At 68.1% G+C, this 16,769-nt stretch carries 19 protein-coding genes; 13 read left to right on the top strand and 6 right to left on the bottom strand.

The annotated features are described in order from the left end of the window. Window positions 1-14: 14 nt before the first annotated feature. Window positions 15-209: an NfeD C-terminal domain-containing protein gene (locus EV652_RS29670; RefSeq protein WP_132212569.1), complete on the bottom strand. Its 195-nt coding sequence runs from the start codon at window positions 207-209 to the stop codon at window positions 15-17. 115 nt (window positions 210-324) lie between these two features. On the opposite strand from EV652_RS29670, the gene EV652_RS29665 reads away from it, so the two are divergent. Both EV652_RS29665 and EV652_RS29660 read left to right on the top strand, forming a co-directional pair. Then, window positions 325-711 (top strand): hypothetical protein, encoded by a 387-nt coding sequence (locus EV652_RS29665; RefSeq protein ID WP_132212568.1) that lies wholly within the window; start codon window positions 325-327, stop codon window positions 709-711. 1 nt (window position 712) lies between these two features. Beyond that, window positions 713-3,025 (top strand): caspase family protein, encoded by a 2,313-nt coding sequence (locus EV652_RS29660; RefSeq protein ID WP_158441274.1) that lies wholly within the window; start codon window positions 713-715, stop codon window positions 3,023-3,025. Here the strand turns inward: EV652_RS29660 and EV652_RS29655 are convergent. The 4 genes from EV652_RS29655 to EV652_RS29640 all read right to left on the bottom strand — a co-directional run bounded on the left by EV652_RS29655 (window position 2,991) and on the right by EV652_RS29640 (window position 7,128). After that, window positions 2,991-3,815, bottom strand: a complete 825-nt coding sequence (locus tag EV652_RS29655; RefSeq protein ID WP_132212776.1) for a carbohydrate ABC transporter permease — start codon at window positions 3,813-3,815, stop codon at window positions 2,991-2,993. The genes EV652_RS29660 and EV652_RS29655 overlap by 35 nt on opposite strands. Continuing rightward, window positions 3,815-4,765, bottom strand: a complete 951-nt coding sequence (locus tag EV652_RS29650) for a carbohydrate ABC transporter permease (RefSeq protein ID WP_132212566.1) — start codon at window positions 4,763-4,765, stop codon at window positions 3,815-3,817. Before EV652_RS29650 ends, EV652_RS29655 begins: the two co-directional genes overlap by 1 nt. Window positions 4,766-4,883: 118 nt before the next feature. Beyond that, complete coding sequence (locus EV652_RS29645; protein ID WP_132212565.1) at window positions 4,884-6,173, bottom strand: ABC transporter substrate-binding protein; 1,290 nt, start codon at window positions 6,171-6,173, stop codon at window positions 4,884-4,886. 4 nt (window positions 6,174-6,177) lie between these two features. Then, window positions 6,178-7,128: a carbohydrate kinase family protein gene (locus tag EV652_RS29640; protein WP_132212564.1), complete on the bottom strand. Its 951-nt coding sequence runs from the start codon at window positions 7,126-7,128 to the stop codon at window positions 6,178-6,180. Between the two features lie 127 nt (window positions 7,129-7,255). Here EV652_RS29640 and EV652_RS29635 point away from each other — a divergent pair, with 127 nt between their 5' ends. The 11 genes from EV652_RS29635 to EV652_RS29585 all read left to right on the top strand — a co-directional run bounded on the left by EV652_RS29635 (window position 7,256) and on the right by EV652_RS29585 (window position 15,645). Next, complete coding sequence (locus EV652_RS29635; RefSeq protein WP_132212563.1) at window positions 7,256-8,008, top strand: DeoR/GlpR family DNA-binding transcription regulator; 753 nt, start codon at window positions 7,256-7,258, stop codon at window positions 8,006-8,008. Further along, window positions 8,005-9,348 (top strand): 6-phospho-beta-glucosidase, encoded by a 1,344-nt coding sequence (locus tag EV652_RS29630; RefSeq protein ID WP_132212562.1) that lies wholly within the window; start codon window positions 8,005-8,007, stop codon window positions 9,346-9,348. The genes EV652_RS29635 and EV652_RS29630 overlap by 4 nt, the downstream gene beginning before the upstream one ends. A gap of 192 nt (window positions 9,349-9,540) precedes the next feature. Then, window positions 9,541-10,113: a 30S ribosomal protein S16 gene (gene rpsP / locus EV652_RS29625; protein ID WP_132212561.1), complete on the top strand. Its 573-nt coding sequence runs from the start codon at window positions 9,541-9,543 to the stop codon at window positions 10,111-10,113. A 5-nt stretch (window positions 10,114-10,118) separates the two neighbouring features. Beyond that, window positions 10,119-10,370, top strand: coding sequence for an RNA-binding protein (locus EV652_RS29620; protein WP_132212775.1), 252 nt, complete (start codon window positions 10,119-10,121; stop codon window positions 10,368-10,370). Window positions 10,371-10,483: 113 nt separating this feature from the next. After that, window positions 10,484-11,032, top strand: a complete 549-nt coding sequence (gene rimM, locus EV652_RS29615; RefSeq protein WP_132212774.1) for a ribosome maturation factor RimM — start codon at window positions 10,484-10,486, stop codon at window positions 11,030-11,032. Next, window positions 11,032-12,231: a tRNA (guanosine(37)-N1)-methyltransferase TrmD gene (gene trmD, locus EV652_RS29610; protein ID WP_132212560.1), complete on the top strand. Its 1,200-nt coding sequence runs from the start codon at window positions 11,032-11,034 to the stop codon at window positions 12,229-12,231. The genes rimM and trmD overlap by 1 nt, the downstream gene beginning before the upstream one ends. A 155-nt stretch (window positions 12,232-12,386) precedes the next feature. After that, on the top strand, window positions 12,387-12,746 hold the full coding sequence (rplS, locus tag EV652_RS29605) for a 50S ribosomal protein L19 (RefSeq protein ID WP_131355015.1): 360 nt from the start codon (window positions 12,387-12,389) through the stop codon (window positions 12,744-12,746). A gap of 144 nt (window positions 12,747-12,890) precedes the next feature. After that, the gene (gene lepB, locus EV652_RS29600; RefSeq protein WP_242002087.1) at window positions 12,891-13,520 is read left to right on the top strand and encodes a signal peptidase I; all 630 of its coding nucleotides are present in this window, start codon (window positions 12,891-12,893) and stop codon (window positions 13,518-13,520) included. Then, window positions 13,517-14,284, top strand: a complete 768-nt coding sequence (gene lepB, locus EV652_RS29595; RefSeq protein ID WP_132212558.1) for a signal peptidase I — start codon at window positions 13,517-13,519, stop codon at window positions 14,282-14,284. The genes lepB (EV652_RS29600) and lepB (EV652_RS29595) overlap by 4 nt, the downstream gene beginning before the upstream one ends. Before the next feature lie 262 nt (window positions 14,285-14,546). Then, window positions 14,547-15,245: a ribonuclease HII gene (locus tag EV652_RS29590; RefSeq protein ID WP_132212557.1), complete on the top strand. Its 699-nt coding sequence runs from the start codon at window positions 14,547-14,549 to the stop codon at window positions 15,243-15,245. A 76-nt stretch (window positions 15,246-15,321) separates the two neighbouring features. Then, a complete protein-coding gene (locus tag EV652_RS29585; protein WP_012922325.1) occupies window positions 15,322-15,645 on the top strand; it encodes a DUF2469 domain-containing protein in 324 nt (107 codons plus the stop codon). A 33-nt stretch (window positions 15,646-15,678) separates the two neighbouring features. Here the strand turns inward: EV652_RS29585 and dprA are convergent, their stop codons facing one another. Next, entirely contained in the window at window positions 15,679-16,728 is a 1,050-nt protein-coding gene (gene dprA, locus EV652_RS29580) for a DNA-processing protein DprA (protein ID WP_242002086.1), read from the bottom strand. Between the last annotated feature and the right edge of the window lie 41 nt (window positions 16,729-16,769).

Here is a 16,769-nt window from a genome sequence, read left to right as displayed (position 1 = left end):
AAGGGAACAAGATTTCAGAAGGCGCGAGCGACGTAGACCGTGCGGGGCGGGTCGAAGTCGACCACCACTACCGGGGTGCCCACCTCGATCACCTCGTCGGTCGCCGGGTAAGCGTAGAAGGCCTCGGTGGCACCCCGGACCGGCAGCATCACCTCGCCGACGATTCCCGGTGCGATCCGGCCGATCACGCGTCCCCGCTTCCCCACCATGACGCCCCTCCGACGTAGCTCAGCCGACTTCAGTTCCCGAAGCCTAGTGCTTGTGGCGGCGACCGTACCGGCGCATGGTGGTGATGTCGGACTGGGGGTGTTGGGGGGAGGCCTGATGGGGGCGGACGTGCTGGTCGGGGTCGTCGAGGAAGGGTCCGACGACGCGCGGCTCGAGGAACTTGCGTTGGTACTGCGGCAGGAGTTGCTGGCGACCGATGTCCGCGCGGTCGAGCCCTATCGCGAGGGTGAGGTACCGGACGGGACGCGGGGGCCTGGTCTTGCTGCCATCGCGGGGGTGCTGAGTGTGTCGCTCGCGCCCGGTCTGCAGGTGCTCGGCTCGGTCGTGACTGTCGTGCGCGACTGGTTGCGCCGGTCCGGCAGCGGGCGGACGGTGAAGGTCACGATCGACGGCGACACGATCGAGCTGACCGGTGCCAGCGACGCGGTCCAGCAGCAAGTGGTCGATGCCTGGGTCCGCAAGCACACCCCTGCGGACGGGTGAGATGGACGGCTCGCGCATCGCGCTCGTGATCGCGAACGACCAGTACGACGACCCGGGCCTGCGCGCCCTGGTGGCGCCGGCCCAGGACGCGGCCGCGCTGGCAGAGGTACTCGCGGATCCATCAGTCGGCGGCTTCGAGGTACAGGTCCTGCACAACGCGGCGGCCCAGGAGATCCGGTTCGCCGTCGAGGACTTCTTCGCGGACCGAGCGCCCGAGGACCTGCTGATGCTGCACTTCTCCTGTCACGGGTTGAAGAACGCGGCAGGCGAGCTCTTCCTGGCCGTCGCGGACACCAAGCCGACCCGGCTGGCCTCGACCGCTGTGGCCGCGGATTTCGTCAACCGGCAGATGGCCGACAGCCGGGCTCAGCGGATCGCCTTGTTCCTGGACTGCTGCTACGGCGGCGCCTTCCCGCGCGGCATGGTCGTCCGCGCAGCCGGTGAGGCACAGGTGCGGGATGCCTTCGCGGGTCAGGAACAAGTGGGTGGTGGACGCGGCCGGGTGGTGGTGACGGCGTCCAGTGCGATGGAGTACGCCTTCGAGGGCGGGCAGCTCGCGACGGATGCGTCGGCGCCGTCAGTGTTCACCAGCGCGGTAGTGGACGGGCTGACGACCGGCGAGGCCGATCGCGACGGTGACGGGTGGGTCGGCCTGACCGAACTCGTCGGGTACGTCACCGATCGGGTCCACCGGGTGACTCCGAACCAGAACCCCCAGATGTGGACCTTCGGCTCCCAGGGCGAACTGCTGCTCGCCCGCAGCCGGATCCGCCGGATCACCCCGGCCCAGCTCGCCCCTGAGCTGCTCGAGGCGATGGAGAGTCCGTTGCCCGCAGCAAGGTTCGGCGTGGTCGACTACCTGCGTGAACGCCTGCTCGGGAGCGATCTGAGCCAGGCGTACGCCGCGTGGCAGGCACTCCAGCCGATGGTCAACGACGACAGCCGGCGGGTCGCGCTGGCTGCGACGGAGGCGCTCGAGGTCGGCGTTCCGCGGATGACTCCGGAAGTGCTTGACCTTGGTACGGCGGGGGAGGGCGAGGTGCGACTGGACGGGGCGCCGATCGCGTTGATCGCGGTCGCGTCGTCCAGCGTGGAGTGGCTCAGGGTCGAGCAGGACGGGGCGATCATCCGGGTCCGGGCTGGAGCGCCCGAGGACCAGGAGGCGTCGGTCGTGGTCAGCGGTCCGACGGGGGAGTGGACGATCCCGGTGCGGCTGACGATGCCGGAGACGGAGTCCGAGCCGCCTCCACCACCTCCCGAACCAGAACCCGAACCACCCCAACCAGCACCACAACCCGAGCCCCCGCACCTACAACCGGTCGTGGAGATGGTCCCGGAGACGGTCCCGGAGCAGCGCCGGCAACCGCGTCCAGAGCCGCGCCTGGAACCGGCCCGCGACCTTGCGGAGCCGAGCTTGAAACCGCCTCCGGAGAAGCGCGCGGAGCCTGCGGTGAGGCGAGTGGAGCCTGCAGCGAAGCTCGTAGAATCGCCCCCGGAGAAGTCGGTTCAGCCGCCCGCGGAGCAGCCCGCGGAGGAGCGCACGGAGCCGACGCGGGACGACGTGGCTTTCACGCCGCCTTGGTGGCTGATCGGCGTGTTGGTCGTCGGCGCGGTGATTCTCATCTACCTGAACTGGCCGGGGCCGGAGGGTGACCCCCGGTATATCTGGAAGGACCATGACAACACCGGGTGGTATGTGTTCCGCAGCTGGCACGATCCGGAGATCGTGTCCTCGTTCGGTGCACTGCTGGCCGCCTTGGCCGCTCGGTGGTCGGGTCCCATCGCGCTGGGAATCGTGGCCGGCTGCGTCGGGTCCCTGATCGCGGACGGACTGCTGATCCTCGGCGGCGGGATCGCGTACATCGAGCAGAACTACTGGCTCGGCGTGACCGCGGTCGCCGGCGTGATGGTCGGCGTACTCCTGATCGTGTTGTGGCCTGGGCGTTGGCCGGTGTGGCCGGTGCCGCCGGCGGGCGCGGCCCTGGCCGTTGCCGGCGGCATCTTGATGCTGATGAGCCCGTTGATCACCAACCCCAACGACGGCGTGGCCTTCGTCGACGTCACCAAACTGGCCTTGCTGGAACCGGTGGTCCCGGTGGCCCTGGCCTGGCTCGCGTTGGCCGCGTCCGAGGTCCGGGCCCGGACCTGGCTCGCTGCTGCGGCGACGACGTACGCGCTGATCAGCATCGTCGCGGTGATCCCCGCGTACACCGAGGGGAACTCGGCGGCTGCCTTCCTGACCGCGCTGTTCGGCAACCTGCTGGTGATCGCCGGAGTTCTCAGCCGCGGATTGCGCCTTCAGTCGCGCCCTTGATGAACTGGCGGGCGAAGATCCCGAACACGATCACCAGCGGCACCATCGCCATCAACGCACCCGTCATCACCATGCTGTAGTCGACACCGTGGCTGCGGTTCAGCGTGGACAGTGCCACCTGCAGGGTGAGGTGATCGGGGTTGGTGAGCACGATCAGCGGCCACATGTAGTCGTTCCAGGACGCGACGAAGGTGAAGATGCCGAGGAACGCCAGCGCCGGCCGGGCCGACGGCAGCGCCACGTGCCGGTAGACCCCGAAGAACCCGCAGCCGTCCAGCGTCGCAGCCTCGACCAGCTCGTCGTGGATCGAGTTCTGGAAGTACTGCCGCAACCAGAAGATGCCGAACGCGTTCGCCGCCCCGGGAATGATCAGTGCCTTCAGCGAACCGACCCAGCCGAGCAGCGCCATCGTCTGGAACTGCGGTACGGCGGCCAGTTGCGCCGGCAGCAGCATCGTCGCCAGCAGGATGACGAACAACGCATTGCGGCCGGGGAACCGGAACTTGGCGAACGTGAACGCGGCCAGCGAGTCGAAGAACAGCACGAGCAGCGTGGTCGAGACCGCCACGACCGCGGTGTTGGCCATCGACTGGAAGAACGCGACGTTCGCCAGCACGTGCCGGACGTTGTCGTCGAACTGCGACCCGAAGGTGAACTTCGGCGGGAACCGGTAGATGTCCGCGGTGCTGTTCGTCGCCATGATGATCGTCCAGACGAACGGGAACATGAACACCAGCAGGGCGACGATCAGTACGGTGTGCAGCGCGATCCCGCGCCACCGGTAGCGCATCACTTGCCCTCACCCCTGTCGCGGAAGATCCGCCAGTTGATGGCCGTGAACAACAACACGAGCATGAAGATGCTGAGCGCGATCGCGGCCGCGTAGCCGTAGTCGTTGTCCAGGAAGGCGGCGCGGTAGAAGAACAGCACGACCGTCATCCCGCTCTGCCCGGTGCCGCCGCTGTTGCCGACCATCACCTGCGGCTCGGTGAAGGTCTGCAGTCCGCCGATGGTCGAGATCACCACGGTGAACAACACCACCGGGCGAAGCTGCGGCAACGTGATCGAGAAGAACGTCCGGGTCGCGCCGGCGCCGTCGACCTTGGCCGCCTCGTACTGCTCCTTCGGGATCGCCTGCAGACCGGCCAGGTAGATCAGCGTGTTGTACCCGACCCACTGCCACACGATCATCGTCGAGATCGCGATCTTGATCCCCCACGGCTGGCCGAGCCAGTCCTGCTCGGGGATGCCGAGCGACCGCAACGCGGCGTTGACCAGGCCGAAGTTGGTGCTGAACACCGAGCCGAAGAAGATCGCCATCGCGACCAGCGAGGTGACGTTCGGGATGAAGTAGGCGATTCGGTAGACATTGGTGAACCGGATGGCCGACTGCAGCATCACCGCGAGCACCAGCGCGATGGCCAGCGTCGGGACGGTCGACATGAAGAACAGCACGACGGTGTTCTCCAGCGACAGCCAGAACGTCGGGTCCTCGACCAGGAACCGGAAGTTGTCGATCCCGGTGAACTGGCGCGGGCTGAGGCCGTCCCAGCGCTGGAACGCCAGCACGATCGTGGACAGCATCGGGTACAACCCGAAGACCGCGAACAGGAGGTAGAACGGCGACAGGGCCAGATAGAACCGCCAGTACGACCAGACCCGCCGGCCGGGCCGCCGACCGGTGGAAGGCCCGGTCAGCGGTTCGGCCGGCGCGGTCGGCGCCGTCGCAGTTCCGGTCATGGGGCCTCCCGGCCTGGACTGAGGAGCGCAGGGAGCGAAGCGACTGGAGTGACGAGGGAAGGCCGGGAGCCAAGGCCCCATGACCCTGCCGGCGCCGAAGGCCCGGCCAAAAGCACTGTCACTGCACTCCCTGGCGCTTGGCGATCGCCTTCGCCTTCGAGACAGCGGAGGCCCACGCGGCGTCGGAGGTCTTCGAGCCGGACTGCACGGTCTTGAGCTCGTCCTTGAACGGCTGCGCGACCGCGCCGTCGGACGGGGCCTCGTAGGCGACCGGGATGGCCTTGGCCGCCGGGCCGAAGACGTCGATCGGCACCTGCCCGCCGAAGAACGGATCCGCGACCTTCAGCTGCGGCTTGTCGTAGGCCGCCGGCGTCGCCGGGAAGATCTGGGCGTCGGCGTACGCCTTGGCCTGGTTGTCCGGGCTGAGCATGTACTTGATCACCTCGAACGCCTTGGCCGGATCGGCCGCGTTCTTGGTGATGGTCAGGAACGAGCCGCCGAAGTTCGCCGGGCCGCTCGGGGTCGCGGCCAGCCGCCACTTGCCGACGCTGGACTTGACCGCGGACTTGATGTCGAGCGCCACCCACGCGGCGCCGACGTGGGCCGGGATCGTGCCCTGGTCGAGGCCCGCGTTCCAGTCCGGCGAACCGCTCGCGGTCTTGCCGTCGATCTTCAGCGTCATCGCCTTGACCACGGTGTCCCAGGCCTTCCGGATGTGGTCCTGGTCGCCGATGAAGGTGTTGTCCTTGGAGACGTACCGCTCGGTGCCCTGGCCGACGACGATGTCGTACAAGTCGGTGGCATCCCAGACGATCAATGCCTTCGGGTTCGACTTCTTCAGCTCGACCCCGGCGGCGAAGAAGTCGTCCCAGGTCTTCAGCTGCTCGGCCACCTTGGCCGGATCGCCCGGCAGGCCTCCCTTGGTGAACACGTCCTCGCGGTAGTACAGCGCGGTCGGCCCGATGTCGATCGGGAGACCGATCACCTTGCCGTCCAAGGTGGTGGCCTGCTTGACCTTCCACTCGACGTAGTCACCGAGCACCGAGTCCGCACCGACCGTCTTCAGGTCCACGAACCGCTCCGCCTGCGGCAGCATCGAGGCGATGTCCTCGCCCTTGATCCCGGTGATGTCCGGGATGCCGGTGCCACCGTTGAAGGTGGTGATCAGCTTCTGCTTGAAGTCGCCGCCGATCTCGGAGTACTTGATCGTCGGGTCGGGGAAGTGCGCGATGGTGTCGTCGACCACCGACTTGCCCAGGCCGCCGGGCCAGCACCACAGCGTCAACGTGGTGGCGGTGTTCTTCTTCGCTTCCGTCCCGGTGTCCATTCCGGACGAACAGCCGACGACCGTACCGCCGAGCACGGCTGCGAAGCCCCCAGCGAGCAGCGTCCGACGTGAGAGCTCCATGGTTCTACCTTCCTGAGTGGGCGCTGATCAGCGCTTGGAGATGGTGGTCTTCGGGGTGGGCGGCCTGCCATGCGGCCAGGTCGGCCCAGCGGGGCGCCGCGTCGGCGCCACCGAGCCGGGTCACCGACAGCGCGGCCACGAGTGCGGCGAACCGGACCCGCTGCTCGAGTGGCAGGTCCCACAGCGTGGCGGCGATGAAGCCGGCGGCGAACACATCACCCGCCCCGGTGGTGTCCGCCGCCTGCACTTGATACGCCGGTACGGCGACCCGCTCACCGGTGGCGGCGTCGAGCGCCAGCGCACCGTCGGCACCGTTCGACACGACGACGAGCGGTACGAGCTCCGCCAGTCGGTCGAGGGCCTGCTCCGGGCTGTCCGTCCGGGTGTAGTTCATCGCCTCACCGGCGTTCGGCAGGAAAACGTCGCAGTGCTCCAGTTGGTCGAGCACCTGGGGGTCCCACTGCTCCGACGGGTCCCAGCCGACGTCGGCGAACACCACACAGCCGGCCGCCTTCGCCTTAGCCAGCCACTCGTTCGGCCAGGGGCCGATGTGGGCGGCGACAGCTCGGGCGACCGGCGGTGCGGTGATCAGCTCGTCGGCCGACAGCAGAGGAGGGGTGCCCCGGGTGACCAGTGCCCTGTCGTTGTCATAGGCAAGGGCCACCGTCAGTGGGGTCTGCCAGCCGGCGAGCTTGCCGGAGAGAGTCAGATCGATGCCTTCACCGTCGGCGAGCCGGTCCCAGAGGCGGTCGCCGAGGTCGTCCGCGCCGAACGCGGCGGCCAGGCCGGTACGCAGGCCCAGCCGGGACAGCGCGACGGCGAAGTTGGCGATACCGCCCGGGCTCTCGAGGGAGTCGGTGGCCCAGACCTCGGTGCCGGGGCGCGGCGGAGTGGGCAGGCCGAGCACCAGGTCCTGGAACACCAGCCCGGAGACGACCACGTCCAACTCGGTCATGCTCTCGTCACACTCCTGCACGCTCGATCAAACTCGTGCATGAATCTTGAATCCTCTGCGCAGGATGCGCAATACCTGCTCACAAATTTGACGGAGAATGACGGAGTTTGCGTGATACGGTCTCTCTGTGTTGCCAAAGCAGCGGCAGGATCAGATCGTTCGCTCGCTTCGGGCCGATGGGGCCGGGGGCGTGAAAGTGCTGGCCGAACGGCTCGGCGTGAGTGAGGCGACGATCCGGCGCGACCTGGAGCAGCTCCATGCCGAGGGCCGGCTGACCCGGGTGTACGGCGGTGCCCTGGCGGTCGACGGCGGTGACGAGCCGTTCGCCGACGTGAACGCCGTACATGCCGCTCAGAAGGACCGGATCGCGCGGCGGGCTGCGGAGTTGGTGACCGACGGTGAGTCGGTGCTGCTCGACATCGGGACCACGGCGCTGCGGGTCGCACAGCATCTGCACGGCCGGTCGTTGACGGTGGTGACGAGCAATCTCGCCGTACTGGAGGAGCTGCAGAACGACGAGCAGATCGAGCTGATCGTGCTCGGCGGGTTCGTCCGGCGGAGTTACCGGTCGCTGGTGGGGTATCTGACCGAGGAGAGTCTGCGGCAGATCCACGTCGACTGGCTGTTCCTCGGGACCAGCGGGGTCCGGCCGGACGGGCGGGTGATGGACAGCACGATGATCGAGGTACCGGTGAAGCGGGCGATGATCCAGTCCGCCGACCGCGTGGTGCTGCTGGCGGACGCGACCAAGTTCCCGGGGCACGGCGTCGCGCGGGTGTGTGAGCCGGGTGAGCTGAACATGGTGGTGACCGAGCCCGAGGCCGACGAGGCGACCCGGGCGCAACTGGTGGAGGCGGGCGTACAGGTGGTGTTGACGTGAGGCTGACCATCCTCGGCGGCGGTGGGTTCCGGGTGCCGCTCGTCTACCAGGCGTTGCTCGGTGACCGCGGCTCCGGCCGGATCACTTCTGTGGTGCTCTTCGACACGGACTCGTCCCGGCTGGCCTCGATCGGGGCGGTGCTGCGGCAGCAGGCTGTCTCGGTTCCCGATGGGCCGGTGGTGACCGAGACGACGGATCTGGACGAGGCGCTGCGGGGCGCGGACTTCGTGTTCTCGGCGATCCGGGTCGGTGGTCTTGAAGGGCGGACGGTCGACGAGCGGGTCGCGCTGGATCTCGGCGTACTCGGTCAGGAGACGGTCGGCGCCGGTGGGATCGCCTACGGACTGCGGACCCTGCCGGTGGCGGTCGCGATCGCGCAGCGGGTGGCCGCCGTGGCGCCGGAGGCTTGGGTCATCAACTTCACCAACCCGGCCGGGATGGTGACCGAGGCGATGATCCCGTACCTGGGCGACCGGGTGATCGGGATCTGCGACTCACCGTCCGGGTTGGGCCGACGGGCGGCGCTGGCGCTCGGTGTGGATCCGTCTACTGCGTTCTACGACTACGCGGGGCTGAACCATCTGGGGTGGCTACGCGGGCTGCAGTCCGGTGGGGTCGACCGGTTGCCATCGCTGTTGGAGTCGGGCGATGCCTTGGCGTCCTTCGAGGAGGGGCGGCTGTTCGGGGCGGACTGGTTGCGGTCGCTGGGGTCGATCCCGAACGAGTACTTGCATTACTACTACTTCGCCCGCGAGACGCTGGCCGCCGTACAGGCTGTGCGGCAGACGCGCGGGACGTTCCTGCTGGAGCAGCAGTCCGCGTTCTATGCGGAGACGGCTCGGCACCCGGAGCAGGCGCTGGAGCTGTGGCAGAAGACCCGCGCCGAGCGTGAGTCGACGTACATGGTCGAGAGCCGTGAGGTCGCCGACGCGGGGGAGCGGGACGAGCGGGACATGGCGGCCGGCGGGTACGAGCAGGTCGCGCTGTCGCTGATGCGCGCGATCGCCCACAACGAGAGGGCGTCGCTGATCCTGAACGTGCGCAACCGGGGTGTCCTGCGTCACCTGGACGACGATGCGGTCGTCGAGATCCCGTGCACGGTCGACGCCAACGGCCCGCTGCCGGTCACCGTGTCGCAGTTGACGGATCATCAGGCCGGTCTCGTCTGCGCGGTGAAGGCCGTCGAGCGGTCCACTATCGAGGCTGCCGCCGGTGGCTCCCGCGCCGCCGCGCTGCGTGCCTTCGCCTGGCACCCGCTGATCGACTCGGTCACCGCCGCGGGCAAGCTCCTCGACGCCTACGCCGACCAACTCCCCGACCTGGCCCCCTTCCGCCGGTGATGCCACCTGGCCCCAGCCAGAGGTGGATTGGTTGGAAACCCACGGATCTGGCACAATGGCCTGCTGAGTCCGTCCAGGTTCGTGCAGCCCTCTAACTCCACCTCCTGGTCGGCCCATTCGAGTGGTCACCCGTTGTCCCCACGACGCTGTGCTGCTCACCCAGACATGTATTCCAAGGGAGACCCCCGAAACGTGGCAGTCAAGATCCGTTTGAAGCGCATCGGCAAGAAGCGTGCGCCGCACTACCGCATCGTCGTGATGGACGCCCGGACCAAGCGGGACGGCCGGGCCATCGAGGAGATCGGCAAGTACAACCCGAAGACCGAGCCGTCGTTCATCCACGTCGAGTCGGACCGGGCGCAGTACTGGCTGGGCGTCGGCGCGCAGCCGACCGAGGCCGTCGAGGCGATCTTCAAGGCCTCCGGCGACTGGCAGAAGTTCAAGGGCCAGGACGCTCCGGCGCCGTTGCGGGTCAAGGAGCCGAAGCGGGACAAGCAGGAGGTCTTCAACGAGGCCCTGGCCGAGGCGCACGGCACGCTGAAGACCGAGGCCGTCACCGCGAAGAAGACCGCGGCGAAGAAGACGGCTGAGAAGAAGGACGCCGCGCCGAAGGCTGCCGACGAGGCACCCAAGGCTGACGAGGCTCCGAAGGCTGACGAGGCTCCGAAGGCTGACGAGGCTCCGAAGGCTGCCGACGAGGCCCCGAAGGCGGAGGCTGCTGAGGCCCCGGCCGAGGCCGCGCCGGCCGACGACGCCAAGGCCTGACCATGATGGAGACCGAGGCGCTCGAGCACCTGGTCCGAGGCATCGTGGACAACCCCGACGACGTCAGCGTCCGGGCCCGGAACCTGCGGCGTGGTCGCACGCTGGAGGTGCACGTGCACCCCGACGACATCGGCAAGGTGATCGGCCGCAACGGCCGGACCGCGACCGCGATCCGGACCGTCGTCGGCGCGCTCAGCTCCGAGTCGTCGATCCGGATCGACTTCGTCGACGAGTTCAACCGGCGCCCGCGCCGCTGACTCGCAGTACTTCCTGGAGGGCCGCACCCACCGCGGGTGCGGCCCTTCGCCATATTCTCTTGGCAATTGGTAGAGCCTCAGTCAATCGGTAGTGAGCAGAAGGGCTTGTGCTGGTGTTGGTGACAGTCGGGCGGATCGGCCGGGCGCACGGAATCAAGGGCGAGGTCGGCGTGGACGTCCGGACGGACGAGCCGGACCGGCGGTTCGCCGACGGCGCGACCGTCGTCACATCCGCCAAGGTGCCCAGGGCCCTCACTGTGGAGTCCAGCCGGTGGCACAGCGGGCGGCTACTGGTGAAGTTCGCCGGCGTGCCGGACCGTACGGCGGCCGAGCAACTGCGCAATCTGGTCGTGCAGTCCGAGATCGACGAGGACGAGCGCCCGGAAGACCCGGACGAGTACTACGACCGCGAGCTGATCGGCCTGGCCGTCCGTACGGCTGACGGCGCCGAGGCGGGCGAGGTCACCGATGTCGTCCACCTGCCCTCGCAGGACCTGCTCGAGATCCGCCGCCCGGCCGGCAACGCCGTACTGGTGCCGCTGGTCGAGGCGCTGGTCCCGGAGCTCAACGTCGACAAGGGGTACGTCGTCGTGGCGGACCGGCCCGGCCTTCTGGACCCAGAGGGCGCTGAGGTGGCTCCCACCGAGCCAGGCGCTGACTGATGAGACTGGACGTCGTCACGATCTTCCCGGAGTACCTGGCCGCGCTGGACGTGTCTCTGGTCGGCAAGGCGGCGAAGAGCGGCCTTCTGGACATCCACCTGCATGATCTGCGCGAGTGGACCTACGACCGTCACCGGACTGTCGACGACACCCCGTATGGCGGTGGCGCAGGCATGGTGATGAAGCCAGAACCGTGGGGTGAGGCTCTCGACGCCATTGCACCCCCTGATGGTCCTGCACAGCCCAGACTGATCGTGCCGACCCCTGCCGGTCGCCCCTTCACTCAGGAGCTCGCCTACGAGCTTGCAGCCGAGCCATGGCTCGCGTTCGCGTGCGGCCGCTATGAGGGCATCGATGGACGCGTCACGTCGTACGCAGGGGAGCGGATGCGTGTCGACGAGGTGTCCATCGGCGACTACGTGCTCAACGGCGGTGAGGTCGCCGTACTGGTCATGGTCGAGGCCGTCGCCCGGCTGCTGCCTGGCGTGATCGGCAACCCGGAGTCCCTGTCTGAAGAGTCGCACTCGGGTGATGGCCTGCTGGAGTACCCGGTGTACACGAAGCCGCCGAGCTGGCGCGGGTACGACGTACCGGACGTGCTGCTGTCGGGTAACCACGGCCTGATCGCCACCTGGCGTCATGCGGAGTCGGTACGGCGCACTGCCGAGCGCCGGCCTGATCTGCTCGCGGCGTGGGGCGATGCGGTCGCTGGGAAGGACGATGCGACGTCACAGGTCCGCCTCCTGCCCGCTACCGAGGCTGACGCGGGGGAGATTCACACACTGCAGTTGGCTGCCTTCCTGTCGGAGGGACGGGCGTACGACGACCTGTCCATCCCACCGCTGGCGGAGGACCCGGCGGCGAGCGTCGAGCGGCTGAAGCAGGGCGGCGTACTCAAGGCTGTGGCTGGCACCAGGATCGTCGGCTCGGTACAGGTGACCGTGGACGGCTCCGTTGCCCGGCTCGGCCGGCTCATCGTCGCTCCGGACTGGCAGGGCCGTGGTCTGGGCACTCGGCTGCTCCGAGTGGCCGAACAGCTCGCGCCTGCCGACGTCACGTCGTACGAGCTCACCACCGGTGCGGAGAGTGACCGGAACCTCAGGCTGTACCAGAAAGCCGGTTACCGAGAGGTACGACGGGAGCGGCAGACCGCGAAGGTCGAGCTCGTCCTGCTCACCAAGCGTCGCCGCCGCCGCTGATTTCGTCGTCGCTGGGGCGGTGTGGCAAGATTGCTGGTTGCTGCCCTTTCGGTGCTCCTGCCACAGGGGGTGACCACCGCTCGGCAGCATCTGGACGACTCTCACCATCGACATTTCGTGGGTGACCTGTGGCACGCGCGAGGAAGAGACACCTGATGAGCAACATCCTGAACGAGCTCGACAACGCGAGCAAGCGCGACGACATCCCCGCCTTCCGTCCCGGTGACACCGTCAAGGTGCACGTCAAGGTCGTCGAGGGCAACCGGTCCCGCGTCCAGGTGTTCCAGGGTGTCGTGATCCGCCGCCAGGGTGGTGGCCTGCAGGAGACCTTCACGGTCCGCAAGGTCAGCTTCGGTGTCGGCGTCGAGCGGACCTTCCCGCTGCACACCCCGATCGTCGAAAAGGTCGAGGTCGTCACCCGCGGTGACGTCCGCCGGGCCAAGCTGTACTACCTGCGCGAGCTGCGCGGCAAGGCAGCCAAGATCAAGGAGAAGCGGGACGTTCCGGCCTCCTGAGCGTCTTAGCGACGACGGTCACCTATGGCGCCGAGCACTGCGACTCGCGCTCGCCCTCGCCCGGTAGCCAGGAGGGCACGTCGCAGCAAGGGACGTCACCGCAGGCTGAAGCAGCGCAACCCGCTGCTCAGCCTGCTCATCGAGATGAGCACCGTCACGGTGCTCGCGCTCGTCATCACGGTGGTACTGCGGCTGTTCGTCGCGGAGGCGTTCTACGTACCGTCGGAGTCGATGTACGACACGCTGACCACGAACGACCGGATCCTGGCCGAGAAGATCAGCTACATGCACCGCGACGTGGATCGCGGCGACATCGTCGTCTTCAAGGACCCCGGCAACTGGCTGAACGAGGAACAGGTCGAGCCCGGCCCGTTCCGCAAGATCGGTGAGTTCGTCGGCATCCTGCCGCGCAGCGGCGAGGGGCACTTGGTCAAGCGGGTGATCGGCATCGGCGGCGACCGGGTCATCTGCTGTGACCGGGCCGGCCGGATCACCGTGAACGGCATCCCGCTGGACGAGCAGGAGTACCTGCTCACGGACGCCAAGCCGTCGTTGCAGCCCTTCAACGTGCTGGTTCCGGCCGGTCACCTGTGGGTGATGGGCGACAACCGGGCCGAATCGGCCGACTCCCGCGCCCACATGGGCGGCCCCGGCGGCGGATTCGTGCCGACCGAGAACGTGGTTGGCCGGGCCTGTTGCGTAATCTGGCCGTCTGACCGGATGACGATGCTTCGTCCTCCGGAAACCTTCAAGAAGCCGGGGCTGAAGAAGTGACCGATACACCGACGAAGACGCCGGAGAAACCCGCCCACCGCTCGGGGTTCGCCGCGGCCGCCCGTGAGTTCGTCCTGATCGTGGTCGGGGCACTCATCGTCTCGTCGATCCTGCGCGCGTTCGTCGGGCAGATGTTCATCATCCCGAGCGAGTCGATGGAGAACACTCTTCTGGTCGGCGACCGGGTCGTCGTGGAGAAGCTCACCGACGTCAAGCGTGGCGACGTGGTCGTGTTCGAGGACCCGGGCGGCTGGCTCGGCCCGGAGGAGAGCGGTCAGAAGCGTGGTTCGGTCGGCCGGTTCTTCGAGGTGGTCGGCCTGCTCCCGGACTCCAGCCACGGTCACCTGATCAAGCGGCTCGTCGGCATGCCGGGCGACAAGGTCGCCTGCTGCGACGAGAAGGGCCGGCTGCTGGTCAACGGCCAGCCGCTCGAGGAGACCAGCTACCTGTATCCGGGTGACGCGCCGTCGCAGATGGAGTTCCAAGTCACCGTCCCGGCCGGCAAGGTCTTCGTGATGGGCGACCACCGATCCGCCTCCGGTGACTCCCGGGTCCACCTGAGCGACACCAACACCGAGGGAAGCAACCCCGGCGACGCCGCCTTCGTCCCGATGGACAAGATCACCGGCCGGGCCATCCTGGTCGTCTGGCCCGCTGCCCGCTGGAGCAAGCTCGGCGTCCCCGACACCTTTAAATCCGTCCCGGCCGCGGCCGAGCCGCCCCCGGACAAACCCTCCATCTCCCTCACCGCACCCCCCAAGTGAGGCAGCCCCCGGTGCCCCAGTCCGCCCCCCACCTCCCGGCCCCGGCAGTCCTCCCCACCCACCCCACCTCTGTCGAGCCGCAGGTCGTCCCGGCCCAGCCGTCGCATCACGCGTCGCACCGGTGCGACGCGTGTCTCGCACCTGCTGAGCGGTTGGGTTGCTGTGTGCTGTCGGCACCCTCCGCGTGCGGCTCACCCCGGCTGCGGCACCCACTGTCCGGGGTGCCTAGGGTGGGTTTTGTGGCTGGAGTTCGGAGGGCTGGATGAGTGCGCTGCCGCGGGGGAGCACGGTGCGGCGGGATGCCGGGTTGTACGGGTACGAGCGGGCGCTGCGCCGCGTCGGCCTGGATCCGATCGCCGGCGTGGACGAGGCCGGCCGCGGACCCTGCGCCGGACCGCTTGTCGCCGCCGCGGTGATCCTGCCGGACGGTAAGCGCGGCCAGATCCCCGAACTCGCCGACTCCAAGCTCCTCACCGCCAAGGCTCGCGACCGCTGCTACGACGAGATCCGCAAGCGCGCCCTGGCCTGGTCGGTCGTCGCTATCGAGGCCACCGAGTGTGACCGGCTCGGCATGCACGTCGCGAACGTGGAGGCGCTCCGCCGCGCACTGTTCCGGCTCGACGTACGGCCGTCGTACGTGCTGACCGACGGGTTCGGCGTGGACGGTCTCGGCGTCCCGGGCCTGGCGATCTGGAAGGGTGACCGCGTGGCGGCTTGTATCGCCGCGGCGTCTGTGATCGCGAAAGTGACCCGCGATCGGGTGATGGAGCACTGGGACCAGGTGTACCCGCAATACGGTTTCGGGATTCACAAGGGCTACTGCACGCCTGAACACCAGGCGGCACTGGACGAATACGGCCCGTGCCCGCAACACAGACGGCGGTTCGAGAATGTCCGCCGCAGTCTGCGGCCCGATATGGGACAGAATGTGACCAGTCCCACCGGAGTGGAGAGCCGATGAGCGAGCGTAGCGAGCGAACAACCAACACAGCCGCTTTAGTGCTCATGCCGGAACCGAGCGCTAGCGAGGTGGAGGCGTGAGCGCTGACGACCTCGAGAAGTACGAGACCGATATGGAGCTACAGCTCTATCGGGAGTACAAGGACGTCGTCGGGATCTTCAAGTACGTCGTGGAGACCGAACGGCGGTTCTACCTCTGCAACGCGGTCGACCTGAAGGTCCGCACCGAGGGCGGCGACGTGTACTTCGAGGTGACGATGGCCGACGCGTGGGTCTGGGACGTCTACCGTTCCGCCCGCTTCGTCAAGAACGCCAAGGTCGTCACCTTCCGTGACGTCAACATCGAAGAACTCGCCAAGTCCGACTTAGAAGTCCCCAAAGACTCCGACTTCGGCCGCTAACCGCCCTGCCGATTCCGCTAGCCCGCCGCGCGGCTATGGGGTTGGGGGTAGGCGCCAGCCGGTGTCCTCGTGCTGGATGAGGGTTAGGTCGGCGAGGGTTTCCAGGCATTGCTGGGTGGTTTCCAGGTCCAGGCCGGCTGTGCCGGCTATGCGGGTGGCGGGGACGGGGTTGAGGACGGGGACGGCGTCGAGGGTTCGGCGGAGGTCGTGGTGGAGGTCGTCGGTCGGGCTCTTCGGGGCTTGGGGGTACGGCGTGAGGCGGGTGCCGAGTGGGGAGATCGCCTCGACGATGTCGGCGACGTTGGTGACGAGCACCGCATCGCGTTCGCGGACCAGGAGGTGCGAGCCTTCGGACATGCGTGAGGTGATCGGGCCTGGTACGGCGAGGACCGCCCGACCGCACTGCTCGGCCCACCCGGCGCTGTTGAGCGCTCCACTCCGAACGGCCGCCTCGATCACGACAGTGCCGAGCGTTCCCGCAGCGATCAGCCGATTGCGCGCCAGGAACCGGAGCTTCGTCGGTGAACACCCCGGCGGCAGCTCACTCACCACCAGCCCTTCCTCCACGATCCGGCTGAACAGCGCCGAGTTCTGCTTCGGATAGCTGACATCAACCCCGCACGCCAGCACCGCCACCGTCACGCCCGAACCAGCCAGCGCACCCCGATGAGCCGCCGCATCGATCCCGAACGCGCCCCCGGACACCACGGTGATCCCGTTGTCCGACAGCCCGGACGCCAGCTCAGCCGCCACATGCTCGCCGTACGACGAACTCGCGCGTGCACCCACCATCGCCACGGACCGCGTGAGCACCTGTCGCAGATTCGCCGGCCCGCGCACCCACAACCCGAACGGCACCCCGGCCCGTCGCGTCAACTGCCCGGCATCCGCGAGCACCTCCACCTGCTCGGGCCACTCGTCGTCTCCAGGGATCACGAACCGCGCGCCGGCCGCCGCCGCCCGCTCCAGATCGCGCTCCGGCTCGGCCTCAGCCAGCCGAGTTGTCCACCGCTCCGTGCCAGGAGCACCCTGCTGAAGCAGTTCCCAGATCTGCAGCGCCTCAAGGCCCTCGAAGGCCTTCAACGCCGCGAGATCGCCGGGTTCAACGACCCGAGACAGTCCCG

This window comes from Kribbella steppae (genome assembly GCF_004342025.1).
GTDB lineage: Bacteria > Actinomycetota > Actinomycetes > Propionibacteriales > Kribbellaceae > Kribbella > Kribbella steppae.
The sequence above is the reverse complement of the archived record's forward strand: the minus strand, read 5'-3'. Positions and strand labels throughout refer to the sequence as shown.

Coding starts and splice junctions, on each gene's coding strand:
- EV652_RS29670 (WP_132212569.1), bottom strand. CDS start 209: ATGGTGGGGAAGCGGGGACGCGTGATCGGCCGGATCGCACCGGGAATC.
- EV652_RS29590 (WP_132212557.1), top strand. CDS start 14,547: ATGAGTGCGCTGCCGCGGGGGAGCACGGTGCGGCGGGATGCCGGGTTG.
- EV652_RS29640 (WP_132212564.1), bottom strand. CDS start 7,128: ATGACCGAGTTGGACGTGGTCGTCTCCGGGCTGGTGTTCCAGGACCTG.
- EV652_RS29660 (WP_158441274.1), top strand. CDS start 713: ATGGACGGCTCGCGCATCGCGCTCGTGATCGCGAACGACCAGTACGAC.
- EV652_RS29620 (WP_132212775.1), top strand. CDS start 10,119: ATGGAGACCGAGGCGCTCGAGCACCTGGTCCGAGGCATCGTGGACAAC.
- trmD (WP_132212560.1), top strand. CDS start 11,032: ATGAGACTGGACGTCGTCACGATCTTCCCGGAGTACCTGGCCGCGCTG.
- rplS (WP_131355015.1), top strand. CDS start 12,387: ATGAGCAACATCCTGAACGAGCTCGACAACGCGAGCAAGCGCGACGAC.
- EV652_RS29655 (WP_132212776.1), bottom strand. CDS start 3,815: ATGCGCTACCGGTGGCGCGGGATCGCGCTGCACACCGTACTGATCGTC.
- EV652_RS29650 (WP_132212566.1), bottom strand. CDS start 4,765: ATGACCGGAACTGCGACGGCGCCGACCGCGCCGGCCGAACCGCTGACC.
- lepB (WP_242002087.1), top strand. CDS start 12,891: ATGAGCACCGTCACGGTGCTCGCGCTCGTCATCACGGTGGTACTGCGG.
- EV652_RS29645 (WP_132212565.1), bottom strand. CDS start 6,173: ATGGAGCTCTCACGTCGGACGCTGCTCGCTGGGGGCTTCGCAGCCGTG.
- EV652_RS29665 (WP_132212568.1), top strand. CDS start 325: ATGGGGGCGGACGTGCTGGTCGGGGTCGTCGAGGAAGGGTCCGACGAC.